This is a genomic window from Pseudomonas sp. ES4, from assembly GCF_050586665.1.
GTDB classification, from domain to species: domain Bacteria; phylum Pseudomonadota; class Gammaproteobacteria; order Pseudomonadales; family Pseudomonadaceae; genus Aquipseudomonas; species Aquipseudomonas frederiksbergensis.
Map to the genome: position 1 here is coordinate 14877 of NZ_JBOBDO010000020.1, position 16636 is coordinate 31512.

19 protein-coding genes are annotated in these 16636 nt (G+C 59.4%); 11 read left to right on the forward strand and 8 right to left on the reverse strand.

All coding sequences use genetic code 11. The features are described 5' to 3' along the window. Window positions 1-1347: an MFS transporter gene (locus tag ACQ4OB_RS20500; protein ID WP_074878502.1), complete on the reverse strand. Its 1347-nt coding sequence runs from the start codon at window positions 1345-1347 to the stop codon at window positions 1-3. A 285-nt stretch (window positions 1348-1632) separates the two neighbouring features. On the opposite strand from ACQ4OB_RS20500, the gene ACQ4OB_RS20505 reads away from it, so the two are divergent. Both ACQ4OB_RS20505 and ACQ4OB_RS20510 read left to right on the forward strand, forming a co-directional pair. Further along, complete coding sequence (locus ACQ4OB_RS20505; RefSeq protein WP_074878501.1) at window positions 1633-2346, forward strand: FadR/GntR family transcriptional regulator; 714 nt, start codon at window positions 1633-1635, stop codon at window positions 2344-2346. A 92-nt stretch (window positions 2347-2438) separates the two neighbouring features. Next, on the forward strand, window positions 2439-2669 hold the full coding sequence (locus ACQ4OB_RS20510) for a hypothetical protein (RefSeq protein WP_430956338.1): 231 nt from the start codon (window positions 2439-2441) through the stop codon (window positions 2667-2669). 96 nt (window positions 2670-2765) lie between these two features. Here ACQ4OB_RS20510 and ACQ4OB_RS20515 read toward each other — a convergent pair whose 3' ends face one another. Next, entirely contained in the window at window positions 2766-3677 is a 912-nt protein-coding gene (locus ACQ4OB_RS20515; protein WP_430956339.1) for a DMT family transporter, read from the reverse strand. 95 nt (window positions 3678-3772) lie between these two features. Here ACQ4OB_RS20515 and ACQ4OB_RS20520 point away from each other — a divergent pair, with 95 nt between their 5' ends. Then, the gene (locus ACQ4OB_RS20520; protein ID WP_074878496.1) at window positions 3773-4636 is read left to right on the forward strand and encodes a LysR substrate-binding domain-containing protein; all 864 of its coding nucleotides are present in this window, start codon (window positions 3773-3775) and stop codon (window positions 4634-4636) included. Window positions 4637-4744: 108 nt separating this feature from the next. Here ACQ4OB_RS20520 and yegQ read toward each other — a convergent pair whose 3' ends face one another. After that, window positions 4745-6070, reverse strand: coding sequence for a tRNA 5-hydroxyuridine modification protein YegQ (gene yegQ, locus ACQ4OB_RS20525; protein ID WP_430956340.1), 1326 nt, complete (start codon window positions 6068-6070; stop codon window positions 4745-4747). A 163-nt stretch (window positions 6071-6233) separates the two neighbouring features. Here yegQ and ACQ4OB_RS20530 point away from each other — a divergent pair, with 163 nt between their 5' ends. Continuing rightward, entirely contained in the window at window positions 6234-7295 is a 1062-nt protein-coding gene (locus ACQ4OB_RS20530) for an AI-2E family transporter (RefSeq protein WP_430956341.1), read from the forward strand. On the opposite strand, the gene ACQ4OB_RS20535 is transcribed toward ACQ4OB_RS20530, so the two are convergent. From ACQ4OB_RS20535 to ACQ4OB_RS20545, 3 genes are all read right to left on the reverse strand, one after another. Next, window positions 7292-7474: a hypothetical protein gene (locus ACQ4OB_RS20535; RefSeq protein WP_074878491.1), complete on the reverse strand. Its 183-nt coding sequence runs from the start codon at window positions 7472-7474 to the stop codon at window positions 7292-7294. The two genes, ACQ4OB_RS20530 and ACQ4OB_RS20535, sit on opposite strands and share 4 nt — an antisense overlap. 100 nt (window positions 7475-7574) lie before the next feature. Then, window positions 7575-7769, reverse strand: a complete 195-nt coding sequence (locus ACQ4OB_RS20540) for a hypothetical protein (protein WP_003179723.1) — start codon at window positions 7767-7769, stop codon at window positions 7575-7577. Window positions 7770-8004: 235 nt separating this feature from the next. Next, on the reverse strand, window positions 8005-8376 hold the full coding sequence (locus ACQ4OB_RS20545; protein WP_430956342.1) for a hypothetical protein: 372 nt from the start codon (window positions 8374-8376) through the stop codon (window positions 8005-8007). Between the two features lie 245 nt (window positions 8377-8621). Here ACQ4OB_RS20545 and ACQ4OB_RS20550 point away from each other — a divergent pair, with 245 nt between their 5' ends. Then, window positions 8622-9473 carry a shikimate 5-dehydrogenase gene (locus ACQ4OB_RS20550; RefSeq protein WP_430956343.1) on the forward strand — a complete coding sequence of 284 codons (852 nt, stop codon included), beginning with the start codon at window positions 8622-8624 and terminating at the stop codon, window positions 9471-9473. A gap of 12 nt (window positions 9474-9485) precedes the next feature. Then, window positions 9486-10004: a cupin domain-containing protein gene (locus ACQ4OB_RS20555; protein ID WP_074878484.1), complete on the forward strand. Its 519-nt coding sequence runs from the start codon at window positions 9486-9488 to the stop codon at window positions 10002-10004. A gap of 7 nt (window positions 10005-10011) precedes the next feature. Here ACQ4OB_RS20555 and ACQ4OB_RS20560 read toward each other — a convergent pair whose 3' ends face one another. Then, a complete protein-coding gene (locus ACQ4OB_RS20560) occupies window positions 10012-10659 on the reverse strand; it encodes a YceH family protein (RefSeq protein WP_102616349.1) in 648 nt (215 codons plus the stop codon). Between the two features lie 310 nt (window positions 10660-10969). On the opposite strand from ACQ4OB_RS20560, the gene ACQ4OB_RS20565 reads away from it, so the two are divergent. Genes ACQ4OB_RS20565 through ACQ4OB_RS20585 form a run of 5 tightly spaced genes read left to right on the forward strand, consistent with a single transcriptional unit; the run spans window position 10970 to window position 15081 of the window. Further along, window positions 10970-11962, forward strand: a complete 993-nt coding sequence (locus ACQ4OB_RS20565) for an NAD-dependent epimerase (protein WP_430956344.1) — start codon at window positions 10970-10972, stop codon at window positions 11960-11962. 30 nt (window positions 11963-11992) lie between these two features. Then, window positions 11993-12733, forward strand: coding sequence for a glycosyltransferase family 2 protein (locus ACQ4OB_RS20570; RefSeq protein WP_076028032.1), 741 nt, complete (start codon window positions 11993-11995; stop codon window positions 12731-12733). After that, on the forward strand, window positions 12730-13008 hold the full coding sequence (locus ACQ4OB_RS20575; RefSeq protein ID WP_076028031.1) for a lipid-A-disaccharide synthase N-terminal domain-containing protein: 279 nt from the start codon (window positions 12730-12732) through the stop codon (window positions 13006-13008). Before ACQ4OB_RS20570 ends, ACQ4OB_RS20575 begins: the two co-directional genes overlap by 4 nt. A gap of 3 nt (window positions 13009-13011) precedes the next feature. Then, window positions 13012-14532, forward strand: coding sequence for an ArnT family glycosyltransferase (locus ACQ4OB_RS20580; protein ID WP_430956345.1), 1521 nt, complete (start codon window positions 13012-13014; stop codon window positions 14530-14532). A gap of 39 nt (window positions 14533-14571) precedes the next feature. Then, window positions 14572-15081, forward strand: a complete 510-nt coding sequence (locus tag ACQ4OB_RS20585; protein WP_074878472.1) for a DUF1993 domain-containing protein — start codon at window positions 14572-14574, stop codon at window positions 15079-15081. A gap of 63 nt (window positions 15082-15144) precedes the next feature. Here the strand turns inward: ACQ4OB_RS20585 and sstT are convergent, their stop codons facing one another. Then, a complete protein-coding gene (sstT, locus tag ACQ4OB_RS20590) occupies window positions 15145-16377 on the reverse strand; it encodes a serine/threonine transporter SstT (protein WP_076028029.1) in 1233 nt (410 codons plus the stop codon). Window positions 16378-16636: the final 259 nt, after the last annotated feature.

A 16636-nucleotide genomic window follows, 5' to 3' on the forward strand; every position in this document is an offset into this window, starting at 1 on the left:
TCAGGCTTGGTTGGGCGCTTGTTCGGCCAGTGCAACGGCAGGTGCGGATTTCGGTTTATTGCGTGCGGCGAAGACGATGATTGCGGCAATGATCGAGGTCGCGGCCAGGCCGTACAGCCCGCCCTGAATCGAACCGGTGCGTTCTTCCAGCAGACCGAAGGTGGTCGGCGCGACGAAGCCGCCGAGGTTGCCCACCGAGTTGATCAGCGCGATGACGCCCGCCGCGATCCGTGCGTCCAGATAGGCCTGAGGAATCGGCCAGAACAGCGACGACGCTGATTTGAAACCCAGCGCAGCAAAGCAGATCGCAACGAAGGCGAAGATCGGCCCGCCGGTGGTGGACATGAACATCCCGGCTGCTGCGATCAGCAGTGCCGCGGCGACCCAGGCTTGTTGATGCTTCCATTTGGCTGACAGCGAAGCGAAGGCGTACATGCCGACGATCGACAGCAGCCACGGAATCGAGTTGAACAACCCGACCTGAATGTCGCTCAGGTCGCCCATCTTTTTGATGATGCTCGGCAGCCAGAAGGTCGCGGCATAAATGGTCAACTGGATGAAGAAGTAGATCAGGCAGAACAGGATGATCTGGCGATCCTTGAGCAGCTTGCCCAACGACGGTTTGATCGGTGTCGCGGCTTCGCGGGCCAGTTGTTCGTCGTCGATAGCCTTGACCAGCGCGTCTTGTTCGGCGCGGCTCAGCCATTTGGCGTCGTGGGGTTTGGAGTCCAGCCAGAACCAGACGAACACGCACAGCCCGACCGAGAACATCCCTTCAATGAAGTACATCCATTGCCAGCCGTGCATGCCCAAACCGCTGATTTGCAGCAGTAACCCGGACAACGGGCCGGAGATCAGCGAAGCAATCGCCGAACCGCTGAGGAAGATGGCAATCGCCTTGCCGCGTTCAACGCCAGGCAACCAGCGGGTGAAGTAGTAAATCACGCCGGGGAAGAAACCGGCTTCGGCCACGCCGAGCAGAAATCGCAGGATGTAGAAGTGGGTTTCGTTCTGGATGAACGCCATGCAAGCGGCGACCAGGCCCCAGGTCAGCATGATGCGGGTCAGCCAGATTCGCGCGCCGACTTTTTGCAGGAGGATGTTGGAGGGGACTTCAAACAGCGCGTAACCGATGAAGAACAGACCGGCGCCGAGGCCGTAGGCAGCAGCGCCGATGCCCAGGTCATGTTCCATGTGGGCGCGGACGAAGCCGATGTTCACGCGGTCGATGTAGTTGACGATGAACATGATCACGAACAGCGGCAGAACATGGCGTTTCACTTTTGAGATGGCGGACTTGAGGACCGAATCGGCGCCATCGTTCATCCCGGATATGGATGTATTCACTGCGTTATCTCCCACTGATTATTTTTATGCGGGGGTGTGACTGGGTGTTGCGATGTTGATAGACATCATACAACTACGTTTTTTCGTCCTGCAAGTGCCTTCGTCCAACAAAATAGCGTTATTCATGAGATTTATTAGTCTTTCTGCCGAATGGATGAGCTTGGTTTCGATCGTTTAGGCTCGATTTGTTGAGTGTTGTCATACAAGTTGGTCGGCGCGTTTTTGCTGAGATTCCCGCCCGACGCAGTGCTACGATTCCGGTAGCCCTGCTTCCGGATGACCGCCATGCAAGAAGACCTCGACGCGCCTGCCCGCAAGCGCACCCATAACCTGGCCCATGACCTGGTCGCCAAACTGACCCAGAGCATCTTGCTCGGGCAGATGCTGCCCGGTGACAAGCTGCCGTCCGAGAACACGATTGTTCAGGAGCACGGCGTCAGTCGCACGGTGGTGCGCGAGGCGATCTCGAAATTGCAGGCGTCCGGTCTCGTGGAAACCCGCCACGGCATCGGCACCTTTGTTATCGAGCGAGCGCCGGAGCAGGGACTGCGGTTGAACGTCGATACCGCGCTGGGGGTGCGCAGCATTCTGGAGTTGCGCATGGGCCTGGAAACCCAGGCCGCCGCACTGGCGGCAACCCGTCGCACCGAGCATCAATTGGCGCAGATGCGCGAAGCGCTGGACGACTATCAAAGCCTGCTGGCCAACAACGACAGCTGCGTCGAAGCCGACAAGCGTTTCCACTTGCTGATCGCCGAAGCTACCGGCAACGTGTGCTTCAGCGAAATCATGCAGCACCTGGGCAGCGCCATGATCCCGCGCACCCGCGTCAATGCCGCCGAGCGCGGCGCAGTAGATTTGAGCAAGCTGGGGCAACTGGCCAACCTTGAGCACGAGGCCATTCTCAATGCGATCAAACGCCAGGACCCGGATGCGGCGCGGGCGGCCATGTGGCTGCACTTGACCAACAGCCGCGACCGGTTTTCGGCCGATGGCTGACCACCGTTTGTCTACTCGATAGCACCGCATCCGCGGCCCTGATTCCAACGAATACGGCCCAGATTTGCTGGTCCTCATCAGTGAGGTGCGTCATGGCTAACGATTCGATGTTCCGGGGCGCAACGCCCAACACCGACCCCACTCGACCCATTTCCGGTACCGACGAGCCGCGCATGGACCACGACGCGCCACCCGGCATGGACCCTTCGCGGGACCCGACCGAGGTCGACATTGATCGACCTGAAGACTGGATGGACCCTGATGCCGCCGAGGACGTGCCTCCGCCAGATGAACCAACTCCGCTGTCCGATGACAGGCGATAAAGAGAAACCCGGTCATTGCGCCTGATACCAATCAGTTAAGAAACGACACAAAGTTTGCATTGCTGCGCCGTTTTTTTTGTGCACGACAGGTCCGGATCAGGCCTCGGTGACTCGAGCAACCACCGGCCTGCGCTCCAGATTCAATGCCAACACGCTGACCAGCACCACCAGTGCGCCCGCAACGATCATCAACGTCGGCCGCTCGCCCAGCGCAAAAGAGGCAATCGCCATGGCGGTCGGTGGAATCAGATACAGCGTCATCGTCGCGCGGCTCAGATCCACATGCGTCAGCACATAGGCCCAGGCGAGATACGCCAGGGCACTTGGGAAAATGCCCAGCCCAATGACGGCCAGCTGCACTTCAACCGGCGCGGTGATGACCTGGCTCACCAGCCCCGGGAGATAAACCAACAGCAGCAGCGTCCCGAACCAGACCGTGTAACACACCAGCGTCAGCCCGTCGTAGCGCCGCGAGTAGTGCTTCTGCAAGGCAAAGTAGAAACTCCACGACACCGCGGCCAACAGGATCAACAGACCATGGGCGTCGATGCTCCCCAGTCCATGATCCCCGGCCACCACAATCACCACGCCGATCAACCCCAGAAAAACGCAGCCCCAGCGCCACGCGCTCACCCGGTCCTTGAACACGAAACGCGCCAGCAACGTGCTGAACAACGGCGTCGATTGCGCCAACACACTGGAGGCGCCGGCGCTGACACTTTGCTGGCCGAAATTCAGCGCTACATGGTGCAGGCTCACGGCAAAGAAACCGAGCGCGAACAGCAATGGCAGGTCACGAGTTTTCGGCAGGTTAATGCCTCGGAACACCGCGACCACCGCCATGAATGCCGACGCCAGCAGAAACCGCAGCAAGGCCAGATGACCAGGCTCATAGGCCTGCAAACCGATGTGAATGCCAGTCGGTGAGTAACCCCAGCAGCCGACCACAAATGCCATGGCCAGGAAGATTTTGACCGGCGAACCGGGGGAGGGCGTGAGTAGCTTCATGATCGGGACCTGTAGGCGGATGCACCCAGTATCAGAAGCCTGACTGTTCTCCACAACTGACTTATAGTGCGTCAACTCTTCACTTTAGGTGATGTATGGAGCTGGCACAGATACGCATGTTCAAGACCGTTGCCGAGGTCGGCAGCATCGCCCGGGCGGCCGAGTTGTTGCATTGCGTGCCGTCGAATATCACGGCACGGCTCAAGTCCCTGGAAGCGGAGCTGGGTGTCGCGCTGTTTCTGCGCGAGGGCCGAGGGCTGCGAATCAGCCCGGCGGGGCAAACCTTCCTGGCATATGCCTCAAAAATTCTTGCCCTGACGGCGGAGGCCAAGCGTGCGGTGGACCCTTCGGCCGAGCCCTCCGGGCCGTTGCGCATTGGCGCCATCGAGTCGTCGGCAACCGGCCGATTGCCGCGTTTGCTGGCGAAATTCCACAAACGTTTCCCCGGCGTTGCGTTGGAACTGACCACCGGCACCTGGGGCCAATTACTCGACGACACGCTCAATCACCGGCTCGACGGCGCGATCGTTGCGGTGGATGTCGAGCGCTCACACCTCAAGCGCACGCCGATGTACCGCGAGGAGCTTCTGTTGATCGCCTCGAAGTCTCTGGGGCCGGTACGGGACATCGCGGATTTGCAGGACAAGACCGTGTTCATGTGGCCCCAGGGCTGTCCCTACCGGGCGGCGCTGGAGCATTGGTTGCTGCGGCAGGGGCAGGCGTTGCCGATTGTCAGCCTGGCCAGTTACGGGGCGATTGTCGGCTGCGTCAGTGCCGGTGCGGGTGTCGCGCTGGTGCCAAAAGGCGTGTTCGATCAGTACGCCAAAGGGGCAGGTTGCGCGGGGTATGAGTTCCCCGAGCTGACAGCGATCGACAACCTGTTTTACTGGCATGAAAACGCCGGGGTACACCCGGCGCGGGAGGCGTTTGTGGGGATGTTGCGCGAAGAGTTCGCTTGACTCGTTACCTGTGGGAGTGAGCCTGCTCGCGATAGCGGTTTAACATTCAACAACAATATTGGCTGTGATTCCGTCATCGCGAGCAGGCTCGCTCCCACAGTGGGGGGATCATGTGACACTCACATCCCGCATCAACAACCCAAACTCCAAATCCACCGCATCCGGAATCGGTAAGTACACGGTGTGCCCATCCCCCGGTGCCACTTCGACAGGCTCGCCCCTGACGTTTTGCAGTTGATGCAAATCGAATTGGAAGTTGCCCTTGGGTGTCATCAGTTCCATATGGTCGCCCAAACCAAATCGATTCTTCACCTTGATCTCCGCCATCCGGTCACGCCGCTCGCCTGTCAGCTCGCCGACAAACTGCTGGCGCTCCGACACCGAGCTGCCGTGCTGGTAGTTCTGGTATTCGTCATGCACGTGCCGCCGCAGAAAACCTTCGGTGTAGCCGCGCTGGGCGAGGGATTCCAGATCCGTCATCAGGCTGCGGTCGAACGCGCGACCGGCCACCGCGTCGTCGATCGCCCGGCGGTAAACCTGGGTGGTGCGTGCGCAATAAAAATGGGATTTGGTCCGGCCCTCGATTTTCAGTGAGTGCACGCCCATTTGCGTCAGGCGCTCGACATGCTGCACCGCGCGCAGGTCCTTGGCGTTCATGATGTAGGTGCCGTGTTCGTCTTCGAAGGCCGGCATCAGTTCGTCGGGCCGATTGGCTTCCTGCAACAGGAACACCTGATCGGTCGGGGTGCCGATGCCCAGGGTCGGTTCGGGCTGGAAGGTCTGCACGATTTCGCCGAGCTGATTTTCCGTAGCCTCTTGCGCCGAATATTTCCAGCGACAGGCATTGGTGCAACTGCCCTGATTGGCATCGCGCTTGTTCATATAGCCTGACAACAGGCAGCGACCGGAATACGCCATGCACAAGGCGCCATGGACGAACACCTCCAGCTCCATGGCCGGGACTTGCTCGCGGATCTCGGCAATTTCTTCCAGGGACAGCTCTCGCGACAGGATGATCCGGCTCAAGCCTTGTTGCTGCCAGAACTCGACACTGGCCCAGTTCACCGTGTTGGCCTGTACCGACAGGTGAATCGGCATCTGCGGATAATGCCGGCGGACCAGCATGATCAAGCCCGGGTCGGACATGATCAGCGCGTCCGGCGCCATCGCAATGATCGGCGCCAGATCCTTGAGGAAGGTTTTCAGCTTGGCGTTGTGCGGGGCGATGTTCACCACCACATAGAAGCGCTTGCCTTGAGCCTGGGCTTCGTGAATGCCGAGGGCCAGATTGGCGTGATCGAATTCGTTGTTGCGCACCCGCAGGCTGTAGCGCGGCTGACCGGCGTACACCGCATCGGCGCCGTAGGCGAAGGCATATCGCATGTTTTTCAGGGTGCCGGCGGGGGCCAGCAGTTCTGGAGGCAGGAGAGTCATGGCAGCGTCGGTCACAAAAGCCGCCGAGAGTAAGCGGCTTGTCCGCGGAGTTCATTGATCTGGATCTATGCTTGATGAACAAACGGATGGCACTCGCGCGAACCGTGGCGGACTAAGCATCAGGGCGCGGCATTGTGTCCTTGCGGACTGACATGGATCGGACATGAACGAAGAGACAGTACAAAACAAATCACTGGTGATCTTGCTGGGGCTGGTCACTGCCGCCTTCATCTGGATTTTGCTGCCGTTTTACGGCGCGGTGTTCTGGGCGGTGATCCTCGGCATCCTTTTCGCGCCCCTGCACCGACGACTGCAATTGAAGTTCGGCTGGGAACGCAATCTGACATCGTTGTTCACCCTGAGCATCTGCCTGGTGATCGCGATTCTGCCGGTGATTGCCCTGAGTATCTTGCTGGTGCAAGAAGGGGCCTCGGTCTACAACCGCATCGAAAGCGGCGAACTGGACATCGCCGGGTATGTGACGCATTTCAAACACAGCCTGCCGCCGTATTTCCAGCACTTGCTCGATCGGGCGGGGGTTGGCGAGCTGGACGGGCTGCGGGAAAAAATCATCAAGAGTGCGGTGACCGGCAATGAGTTTATCGCCACGAAGGCGTTCAGTTTTGGCCAAGGCACGTTCGAGTTTGTGGTGAGCTTTTTCATCATGCTCTACCTGCTGTTCTTCTTTTTGCGTGACGGTGCCGAACTGGCCCGCAAAGTGCGCGCTGCCGTGCCGCTGCAGGACACCCAGAAACGCCGTTTGCAACTCAAGTTCAATCGGGTGGTTCGAGCGACAGTGAAGGGCAACCTGTTGGTGGCAATCACACAGGGTGCATTGGGCGGTCTGATTTTCTGGTTTCTGGATATTCCGAGCGCGTTGCTCTGGGCGGTGTTGATGGCGTTTCTGTCGCTGTTGCCAGCGGTGGGGGCGGGGATTGTCTGGGCGCCGGTGGCGGCGTTTTTCCTGTTCGCCGGTTCGATCTGGCAGGGCGTGGTACTGGTGCTGTTCGGGATCTTTGTGATTGGCCTGGTGGATAACGTGCTGCGACCGATTCTGGTCGGCAAGGATACCAAGATGCCGGACTATCTGATCCTGATCTCGACCCTGGGCGGTCTGGCGATTTTCGGCCTCAATGGCTTTGTGATCGGGCCGCTGATTGCTGCGCTGTTCATGTCGAGCTGGGCAATCTTCATTGAAACCAAACCGCGGGTGCAGCTACCTTAAACGCTGATCTGGCCTTGGCCGAGACGTTGCGACAGGGCCTGGGCGGCTGGCAGCGAGGTGAGCGGGCCGCTGATCGGTTCGCCGTCCTGCACCAGGTACCAACAGGCAAGCAATCCCAGCGCTCTGAGCGGTGCGGGAACGGCGCTGCCGATAACGGACATGATCTGAACCTGGGACATAAGTACCTCCATCAAACGTTGGAGCTACCTTACGGACCGAGCGCCTGATCGGACAATCAACGCTTTCGATAGTCGTCATTGATACCAATGAGGCTTCGCTTCAGTCGACCACCAGATCCAGCATATGAACCACTTCCTGCTCGTTGAGCAGGCCTTTGCGCACCAGGTTTTCTGCCAGCAGCGAAAGAAACTTGGCGCTGCGATGGCCTTCAAGGTGCTTGAGTTCGGTCAATGCGTTGTACACCTTGCTGGAAGTGCACAAGCCGACAATACGGTGCGGGTTTTGCGTGGGCATAAGGTCGTCCTTGTTTTTATCAACCTGTTGTTAACGGACAAGTCCTAGAGTGCGGACCCGACATGACATAAATATGACCGTTTTCCCCAGCACGGGGGAAGGATGGCGAGTCAATCTTGCCAATTTTCGCCGCAAAGACTGTCCCGACAGCGACCTTGGCGAGATTTATCCAGACCTCTGCCGACGGACGGTCACAAAAAAGGCCCCGCTGTTGAGGCGGGGCCTGCTGATTCCGTTACCAGCGGCCATAACCGCGGGGAGGGCCGTAGTAACCGCGCGGTGGACCGTAATAACCACGGGGCGGGCCGTAATAAACCGGCGGTGGGCCGTAATAGACCGGTTGCTGCACGTAGACCGGTGCTGGCTGGTAATAAACCGGAGGTGGGCCGTAGTAAACCGGTTGTGGCTGAGCGTAAACCGGTTGCTGTACATAGACTGGGCGGTTGCTGTTGATGAGGGCTGAACCAACGATGGCTGTGCCAACGATCGCACCAAATACCGCCGGTCCTTCCCAACCGTGACCGTGGTGACCGCCGCCAGCTTCTGCCTGCCCTGCGATAGCAAGAGCACCGACCAGCAAGGCTACTGTGGGGATTTTCCGGATCATGATAGTTCCTCGGTTCTTCGCCCCGGCGCTTGTGTCTGCAATAGACCCAAGGATTGTCGCGGGGATACTTCTAAGACAGCGTTTTTTTCAAAATCAGCACAGCCGTTGGGTAAATTTTGTGTAAGGTCTGCACTAGCATCTTTACAGTCTAGAGATGCCGCGTGCATGCACGCCGTTATGATCGATCAGACCCGATGGATTGGCTAATCCCGTCCATCTGAAAGTGCTACTCAAGGAGATTTTTCATGCAGATGAACCCCGACAGAGACACCCAGCTGTGCATGTCGCTTTCCGCACGCCCCGGGAACTTCGGCCTGCGGTTTCACAATCATCTGTATGAGCAACTGGACCTGAATTTTTACTACAAGGCCTTCAGCAGTCAGGATCTGCCAGGCGCCGTTGGCGGCATTCGCGCCTTGGGGATTCGTGGTTGCGGCGTGTCGATGCCGTTCAAGGAGGCGTGCATTGCGCTGGTCGATGAACTGGACCCCTCCGCCGCGGCCATTCAGTCGATCAACACCATCGTCAACACTAATGGCCATCTCAAGGCTTACAACACTGACTACATCGCAATCGCCCAGTTGCTTGACACCCATCAGGTGCCGAAGGAATTGACCTTTGCCCTGCGCGGCAGCGGCGGCATGGCCAAGGCGGTGGCCAGTGCCTTGCGCGATGGTGGCTACAAAAATGGCATGATCGTTGCTCGTAACGAGCGTTCCGGACGGGCATTGGCCGAGTCGCTGGGCTATCGATGGCAAGCGGAGCTGGGCTCGGAGCGGCCGCAGATGTTGATCAACGTCACACCGATTGGCATGTCCGGCCCCGAGGCCGATCAGTTGGCATTCGATGCTGAATCCATCGCTGCTGCCGAGACGGTTTTCGACGTGGTGGCAGTCCCCTCGGAAACTCCGTTGATTGTGCGCGCTCGTGCTGAAGGCAAGCGAGTGATCACCGGTTTGGAAGTGATCGCGATCCAGGCGCTGGAGCAGTTCGTGCTGTACACGGGCGTGCGGCCGACCGCTGAGCAGTTTCACAAAGCCGTGGAATTTGCCCGCAGTGGCCTTGGCTATCCTGCTGCCCCGCAAGCGAAACCGTGACTGGGGTGACTCATGCATCCTGCCATTCTTAATCTGGATCAGGCCGAACTTGAGCCGCTGCCCGAAGCGTTTGCGCCGACGGGAGACACCGCCGACCGCTATCGGCAACGGCAGGCACGCATCGGCCAGCAACTCGGCGCGCAGAAGCTGGGTTATCGCCTGTACGCGCTGGAACCGGGGATGCGTGGCAGCCCGTTTCACAGTCATCGGGTCAACGAGGAGATGTTTTACATCGTGGCCGGGGAAGGGGAGATTCGCTTGGGCACCGAGCGTTTCCCCATTCGCGCCGGAGATGTCATTGCCTGCCCGCCGGGTGGCCCTGAAGCCGCGCACCAGATCATCAACACCAGCAACGCTGAACTGCGCTACCTGGCGGTCAGCACCCAACAATCACCCGAGATTTGCGAATACCCGGATTCCGGCAAGTACGCGGTGATGGACGACTTCAAGGTCGACGCCGAGGGCAATGCCTCGGGCTTCGTCGCCGTCGCCCGGCCGGCCGACGGCGTGGATTATTGGGACGGCGAGTAGCGCAGGGTTATTCGAGGCGGGCCAGGCGCTCTTCCAGCGCTGCAATTCGCGCCTCGAGCTCTTCGATCCGCTCAACCGATACGCCAGCACCCGCGCCACGTTCGGTCGGGTTCTGCCGTGCCGCCAGGATCACTTCGATGTCCGCCGGGTCGCCCAAGGCGTGCATGTAGCGGTCTTCACGCTGACCGGCCTGGCGCGGTATCAACAGCGCCAGACCGCGAGCGATCAAGCGTTCCAGTTGATGCACCACCTGTTCGGCATCTTCGAAGTCATGCATGCGGCCGCTGCGGGTCAGCAGTTCATTGACCGTTTGCGGACCGCGCAGGAACAGCAGCCCCGCAAGAATGACTTGAGCCGGCACCAGTTCCAGGGCCTTGTCGACTTTGTGTTCCCAGCGATCCGCACGGCTGCCCATCACCAGTTTGGTAAAGCCGCGGCCTTCGAGCGCGCGCAGGCTTTGGCCGACCTGACCCTGGGTCAGGTTCATCACCGGCTCGCGGCTGGTTTTCTGGTTGCAGGCAATCACCAGCGCATTAAGGGTTAGCGGATAGGTTTCCGGACTGGTGGCCTGTTTCTCGATCAACGAACCCAGAATGCGGATTTCCGTGCTGTTGAGTCGCGGTTCGTCGAAGGTCGTTTCTTGCTCGGTGCTCATGATTGTGTATTCCTTCCCGGATTCATGATTTTCTCCTGCTGGCATGCACTTTAGATAGACGTGTGCCAATGGCAACTGAATTCGTCGCCGCCCCTTGGCAATGGTCACAAAACCTAAATCAATCTGTTACGCCATCTTAACAATCAGACGTGCACCGTATGCATGACTGCAGATGACTGCGGTTCATCACGGGTACGGCGAAAACTCCTATCGACGACGTCACCGGCCTTATTAATTGTGCAGTGGAGCAAGACATGAAGCTGACGTGGGTATCGACCCGCAATAATGCGCTGATCGGCGCGCGCCCGATATGACCGTACTGGTCACCGGCGCCGCCGGTTTCATCGGGTATCACACGGTCAAGCGCTTGTGTCAGGAAGGTCTTGAGGTGGTCGGTATCGATAATCTCAACGACTACTACAGCGTGGAACTCAAACACGCACGGCTCAATGAACTCAAGAATCTGTTGGGCTTTCATTTCCAGGCACTGGATATCGTCGACAAACCCGCCTTGATGGCTTTGTTCAAGGATCACGGCTTCACAGAGGTTATCCATCTGGCAGCCCAGGCGGGCGTTCGCTACTCGCTGGACAACCCGGACGTGTATGCGCAATCGAACCTGACCGGTTTCTTGAATGTGCTGGAAGCCTGCCGGCACCATCGCCCCGAGCATCTGATTTATGCATCGAGCAGCTCGGTGTACGGCACCAACAGCAAAATGCCGTTCAGCGTCGAAGACGCTGTCGATCATCCGATTTCGTTGTATGCCGCCAGTAAGCGTGCCAACGAGCTGATGGCCCACAGCTATTGCCATCTGTTTGGCCTGAAGGCCAGCGGCCTGCGTTTTTTTACCGTTTACGGACCTTGGGGGCGCCCCGACATGGCGCTGTTCAAATTTACCGACGCGATCCTCAACGGCAGGCCGATTGACCTCTACAACCAAGGCCAGATGTCGCGCGACTTCACCTACATCGACGACATCGTCGAAAGCATTGCGCGCCTGTGCCCGAGACCGCCGTTATCGGACGGCCCTGGCGATGGCGCCAACCGGATCTTCAACATCGGGCGCGGCACGCCAGTGGCGCTGCTGGATTTCGTCGAGTGTCTGGAGTCGGCATTGGACAGGAAAGCCCGGCGCAACTTCCTGCCGCTGCAGGCTGGCGATGTGGTCAAGACCTGGGCGGATGTGTCGGCATTGGCGCAGTGGGTTGATTTCCGTCCTCAAGTGACAGTTGAAGCCGGCGTAGCCGAATTTGTGAAGTGGTACAGCCACTTTTATCAGAGATTAAACGTCGGCCCTTGATCATGAAAATCCAGGGAAATAGGGGCCTCTATGAGCCAAGACATATTTGTATCCGTCCTGATTCCGGCAAAGAACGAGGCGAGCAATCTCAAATTGCTGCTCGAAGAAATCCGTATTGCACTGGCCGATGAGGCGTATGAAATCATCGTCGTGGACGATGGCAGTACTGACGCTTCCTTGCAGGAGCTACGGCAGACGCGGCACAGCGGCCTGAGTACGTTGCGTATCCTGCGCCATGAGCGTTCGCTGGGGCAGAGCACTTCGCTCTACCATGCGGCGCTTGTCGCCCGGGGCCAATGGCTGGCCACGCTCGATGGCGACGGTCAGAACGACCCGGCGGATATCCCCGGCATGCTGGCATTAGTGCGCAGCGAGCAGGGCCGCGTCGACCTTCAGTTGGTGGCCGGGCACCGGGTCAACCGTCGCGATACCGCGAGCAAGCGCTGGGCCTCGCGTTTTGCCAACGGGTTGCGCAGCCGGATGCTCAAGGACCAGACGCCGGACACCGGCTGCGGGCTGAAACTGATACAGCGGGCGGCGTTTCTGCGCTTGCCGTACTTCGACCATATGCACCGGTTCATTCCTGCGCTGATCCAGCGTCATAACGGCCGGATGATCACCCATCCGGTCAACCATCGGCCCCGCACGGCCGGGGTATCCAAATACGGAAACATCGACCGGGCCTTGGTGGGCATCCTCGATCTGATCGGCGTCTGGTGGCTGATCAGGCGCACGCGCCTGCATGCCCGTGCGCAGGAGATCGAAGGATGAACCTGTCTCGCGAAACCCTGTGGCTGGTGGTCGGTTTCAGTGGCCAGATCGCCTTCACCGGTCGCTTTGTCCTGCAGTGGCTGTACAGCGAATACAAGAAACGCAGCGTGATTCCGGTGAGCTTCTGGTACCTGAGCATCGTCGGCAGCGCGCTGCTGTTCGCTTACGCCATTTACCGACAGGACCCGGTTTTTATCGCCGGTCAGGCGTTTGGTTCCATCGTCTATTTGCGCAACCTGCAATTGATTGCCCGCAGCAAAACCTTGAAGGACTGAACTGTGCGCCGAACCCTGTCACCCAGCGTCGAATGCCTGGGGTTGATGTTGCTTGCTCTTTTATTGGTCGGCGCCGGGTTTGGGCTGCGCCAGCCGCAGAATGTCGACGAGGAGCGATTCCTCGGCGTTGCGCTGGAGATGCTGCACAACGGTTCCTGGCTGATTCCGCATCGAGCCGCCGAAATCTACGGCGATAAACCGCCGATTTTCATGTGGACGGTGGCGTTTTTCACCTGGATCACCGGGATGCCCGCCCTTGCCCTTTATATTCCGGGGCTTTTGTCTGCCACATCGGTCACGGCCATGCTCTATGACCTGGGGCGCCGGTTGTGGAATCAGCAGGCCGGACGAACAGCCGCGCTGCTGTACCTGGCCACGTATCAGACGTACAGCATTCTGCGGACCGGTCAGATCGACAGTTTTCTGATTCTGTTCACCTCTCTGGGCCTGTACGGCCTGGCCCGTCACTTGTTGCTCGGGCCCGCCTGGCGTTGGTTCTACGCGGGTTGCGCGGCCATGGGCATTGGCGTGATCACCAAAGGGGTCGGCTTTCTCCCGGCGTTGATGCTGATTCCGTATGCCTACGCGGTGCGCAAAGGCTGGCCTGGCGTGGTGGCCATGCCGGGCGAGACGCGCAAGTGGTGCCTGGGTTTTTTGGTTGTGTTTGGCGCCGTCGCGATCTGGCTGCTGCCCTTGGCGGTGTCCATCGCCTTCAATGGCGCCGCTGATGAAATCGCCTATGCACGGGAAATTCTGCTGCGCCAGACAGCGGGGCGCTATGCCGCCGCGTGGGACCACCGAGAACCGTTCTGGTACTTCTTCGTCAACGTCATCCCGCAATACTGGATGCCGTTGGTGCTGGCCTTGCCATGGCTCGTGCCCGCCTGGCGCAGGCAGTTGCGCAAGCGCGACGGTCGAGTGCTGGTGCTGCTGGGCTGGGTCGTACTGGTGGTTTTGTTTTTCTGCCTGAGCAGCGGCAAGCGCAAGTTGTACATCTATCCGGCGTTACCGGCGCTGGTGCTGGTTGCGGCACCGCTGATTCCGTGGCTGTTCAAGCGCTGGTTCGGCAAGCGCCCGCGCGGTCGGCGGGTGTTCCAGGTGTTGGCCGTCACGTGGTTCGCGCTGTGGTTTGCGCGCGGTTTCGTCGATCCGGTCAAGGACGGGCCCAATCCCCACGAGGCGCTGATGGTGCAAGCAGCGGCGATGACCCAGGGCGCAGACCTGGTGCTGGTCAACTGGCGTGAGGGCCATTGGTTATTCGCCCGACAGCCGATCGTGCATTTCGGGATGATCGGCTCCACGGTCGAGCAGGCCGCTCAATGGTTGCGCGAACACCGTCAGGCGTACGCCTTGGTGCCGGACGAACTGCTGAGCCGGTGTTTCAATCCGCAGGCCGCCCGTGAACTGGGGGAAACTTCGCGCGCACAGTGGTCGATTGTCGGTGCCGATGCCGACAACGGCCGTTGTCATCCCGGACAGCCAGCCAATATCTATCGCTTCACCTGGGACCGCGCATGGCTATAATCGCCCCACGTTTCCCTCCTGTCACAACACGAGACTGCCATGACTATTTCCCTGTACGCCGCTTCCGTTCCGGTTTTCAAACAAATGCTCAACGCCCTGAGCGACGTCTTGAACAAGGCCGAAGCCCACGCCACTGCCAAGAACATCGACCCGAATGCTTTGCTGCAAGCCCGTCTGTACCCGGACATGTTCCCGCTGGTCCGTCAGGTGCAGATCGCCGTTGATTTCGCCAAGGGCGTTTCCGCGCGTCTGGCCGAAGTCGAACTGCCGAAATACGACGACACCGAAACCACCTTTGCCGAGCTGCAAGCGCTGATTGCCAAAGTGCTGGCCTTCATCGGCGAGATCAAACCGGAACAGATCGACGGCAAGGAAGGCATCGAAATCATCACCCGTCAGGGCACGCCGAAAGAAAAACGCTTCACCGGCCAGGCTTACCTGCTGAGCTACGGTCTGCCGCAATTCTTCTTCCACGTCACCACCACCTACGCATTGCTGCGTCACAACGGTGTGGAAGTGGGCAAGCGCGATTACATGGGCGCGTTCTAAACCTCCCGACGTAAAAAAGCCCGCCAAGGTGTGCACCTTGGCGGGCTTTTTAGTGCGCGGGTTTTACGCCAACCGTTGGGCTTTCTCGTCTTCGCCCAGGCACGCCGCCGCGGTGAACAGCACGTCGGTGGAGGAGTTCAGCGCGGTTTCCGCCGAGTCCTGCAGCACACCGATGATGAACCCGACGGCCACCACCTGCATGGCGATTTCACTGGGGATGCCAAACAGGCTGCACGCCAGTGGAATCAACAGCAACGAGCCGCCCGCCACGCCCGAAGCGCCACAGGCACAGATCGCCGCGACGATGCTCAGCAGGATGGCGGTCGGAATGTCCACGGCAATGCCCAGCGTATGCACGGCCGCCAGGGTCAGCACGGTAATGGTGATCGCCGCGCCCGCCATGTTGATCGTTGCGCCCAGCGGGATCGAGACCGAGTAAGTGTCTTCGTGCAGGCCCAGGCGCTTGCTCAATTCCAGATTGACCGGAATGTTCGCCGCCGAGCTGCGGGTAAAAAACGCAGTGATGCCGCTTTCGCGCAAGCACGTGATCACCAGTGGATACGGGTTGCGACGCAGCTTCCAGAACACGATGGCCGGGTTCATCACCAGCGCCACAAACAGCATGCAGCCCAGCAAGACCGCCAGCAGATGCACGTAACCGATCAAGGCACCAAAACCGGAAGTGGCGAGGGTCGAAGCCACCAGGCCAAAAATACCCAGCGGCGCAAAACGGATCACCAGGCGTACGATCAGGGTCACGCCGTTGGACAAGTCGCCGAGCACTTCACGAGTGGTGTCACCGGCATGGCGAATGGCAATGCCCATGCCAATCGCCCACGCCAGAATTCCGATGAAGTTGGCATTCATCAGTGCGCTGACCGGGTTGTCGACCACGCTCAACAGCAGGCTTTGCAGCACCTCGCTGATACCGCCCGGTGCGCTGACCGCAACGTCGTGAGTGGCCAACACCAGGCTCGACGGGAACAACATACTGGCGACAACGGCCACCACCGCCGCCGCAAACGTTCCCAGCAGATACAGAAACAGAATCGGCCGGATGTGGGTTTCCTGGCCGTGCTTGTGATTGGCAATCGAGGCCATGACCAGCACGAACACCAAAATCGGTGCGACAGCTTTAAGCGCCGAAACGAAGACTTTGCCGATGAATGCGGTGGACTTGGCCACCTCTGGCGCGAACAGGGCCAGGGCAATCCCGGCAATCAGGCCGATGATGATTTGTGCGACCAGGCTCAAGCGATTCAGGCGGAACCATAGCGAAGGGGATAAAGCGGTCATAAAACGGCATCTCTGATTTTATTAGGTGCGGGGTATCGCGACATCAATGCCAATCAATGGCCGATGAGCAGGGTGTACGTATCGCAGGGCGCGGACTTTATCACAGCGTGGTCCTTGTCCTTCAGACCTGTGACGATCTGCCGCCCGCGGATCAACGAGATCGGCAGGTTCGTGCAACCCTGATCGGAAACACTCTGTTAAGATTCGCCATCCTCATTTTCAAGTCATGCCAGTGGGCCTTCGGGCTATCGCTGGTGTC

What these genes read in the sequence shown, in the direction of transcription:
- ACQ4OB_RS20585 (WP_074878472.1), top strand. Translation starts at nt 14,572, where the DNA reads ATGACTATTTCCCTGTACGCCGCTTCCGTTCCGGTTTTCAAACAAATG.
- ACQ4OB_RS20570 (WP_076028032.1), top strand. Translation starts at nt 11,993, where the DNA reads ATGAGCCAAGACATATTTGTATCCGTCCTGATTCCGGCAAAGAACGAG.
- ACQ4OB_RS20520 (WP_074878496.1), top strand. Translation starts at nt 3,773, where the DNA reads ATGGAGCTGGCACAGATACGCATGTTCAAGACCGTTGCCGAGGTCGGC.
- ACQ4OB_RS20535 (WP_074878491.1), bottom strand. Translation starts at nt 7,474, where the DNA reads ATGTCCCAGGTTCAGATCATGTCCGTTATCGGCAGCGCCGTTCCCGCA.
- ACQ4OB_RS20530 (WP_430956341.1), top strand. Translation starts at nt 6,234, where the DNA reads ATGAACGAAGAGACAGTACAAAACAAATCACTGGTGATCTTGCTGGGG.
- sstT (WP_076028029.1), bottom strand. Translation starts at nt 16,377, where the DNA reads ATGACCGCTTTATCCCCTTCGCTATGGTTCCGCCTGAATCGCTTGAGC.
- ACQ4OB_RS20505 (WP_074878501.1), top strand. Translation starts at nt 1,633, where the DNA reads ATGCAAGAAGACCTCGACGCGCCTGCCCGCAAGCGCACCCATAACCTG.
- ACQ4OB_RS20565 (WP_430956344.1), top strand. Translation starts at nt 10,970, where the DNA reads ATGACCGTACTGGTCACCGGCGCCGCCGGTTTCATCGGGTATCACACG.
- ACQ4OB_RS20555 (WP_074878484.1), top strand. Translation starts at nt 9,486, where the DNA reads ATGCATCCTGCCATTCTTAATCTGGATCAGGCCGAACTTGAGCCGCTG.
- ACQ4OB_RS20560 (WP_102616349.1), bottom strand. Translation starts at nt 10,659, where the DNA reads ATGAGCACCGAGCAAGAAACGACCTTCGACGAACCGCGACTCAACAGC.
- yegQ (WP_430956340.1), bottom strand. Translation starts at nt 6,070, where the DNA reads ATGACTCTCCTGCCTCCAGAACTGCTGGCCCCCGCCGGCACCCTGAAA.
- ACQ4OB_RS20550 (WP_430956343.1), top strand. Translation starts at nt 8,622, where the DNA reads ATGCAGATGAACCCCGACAGAGACACCCAGCTGTGCATGTCGCTTTCC.
- ACQ4OB_RS20540 (WP_003179723.1), bottom strand. Translation starts at nt 7,769, where the DNA reads ATGCCCACGCAAAACCCGCACCGTATTGTCGGCTTGTGCACTTCCAGC.
- ACQ4OB_RS20510 (WP_430956338.1), top strand. Translation starts at nt 2,439, where the DNA reads ATGGCTAACGATTCGATGTTCCGGGGCGCAACGCCCAACACCGACCCC.
- ACQ4OB_RS20575 (WP_076028031.1), top strand. Translation starts at nt 12,730, where the DNA reads ATGAACCTGTCTCGCGAAACCCTGTGGCTGGTGGTCGGTTTCAGTGGC.
- ACQ4OB_RS20515 (WP_430956339.1), bottom strand. Translation starts at nt 3,677, where the DNA reads ATGAAGCTACTCACGCCCTCCCCCGGTTCGCCGGTCAAAATCTTCCTG.
- ACQ4OB_RS20545 (WP_430956342.1), bottom strand. Translation starts at nt 8,376, where the DNA reads ATGATCCGGAAAATCCCCACAGTAGCCTTGCTGGTCGGTGCTCTTGCT.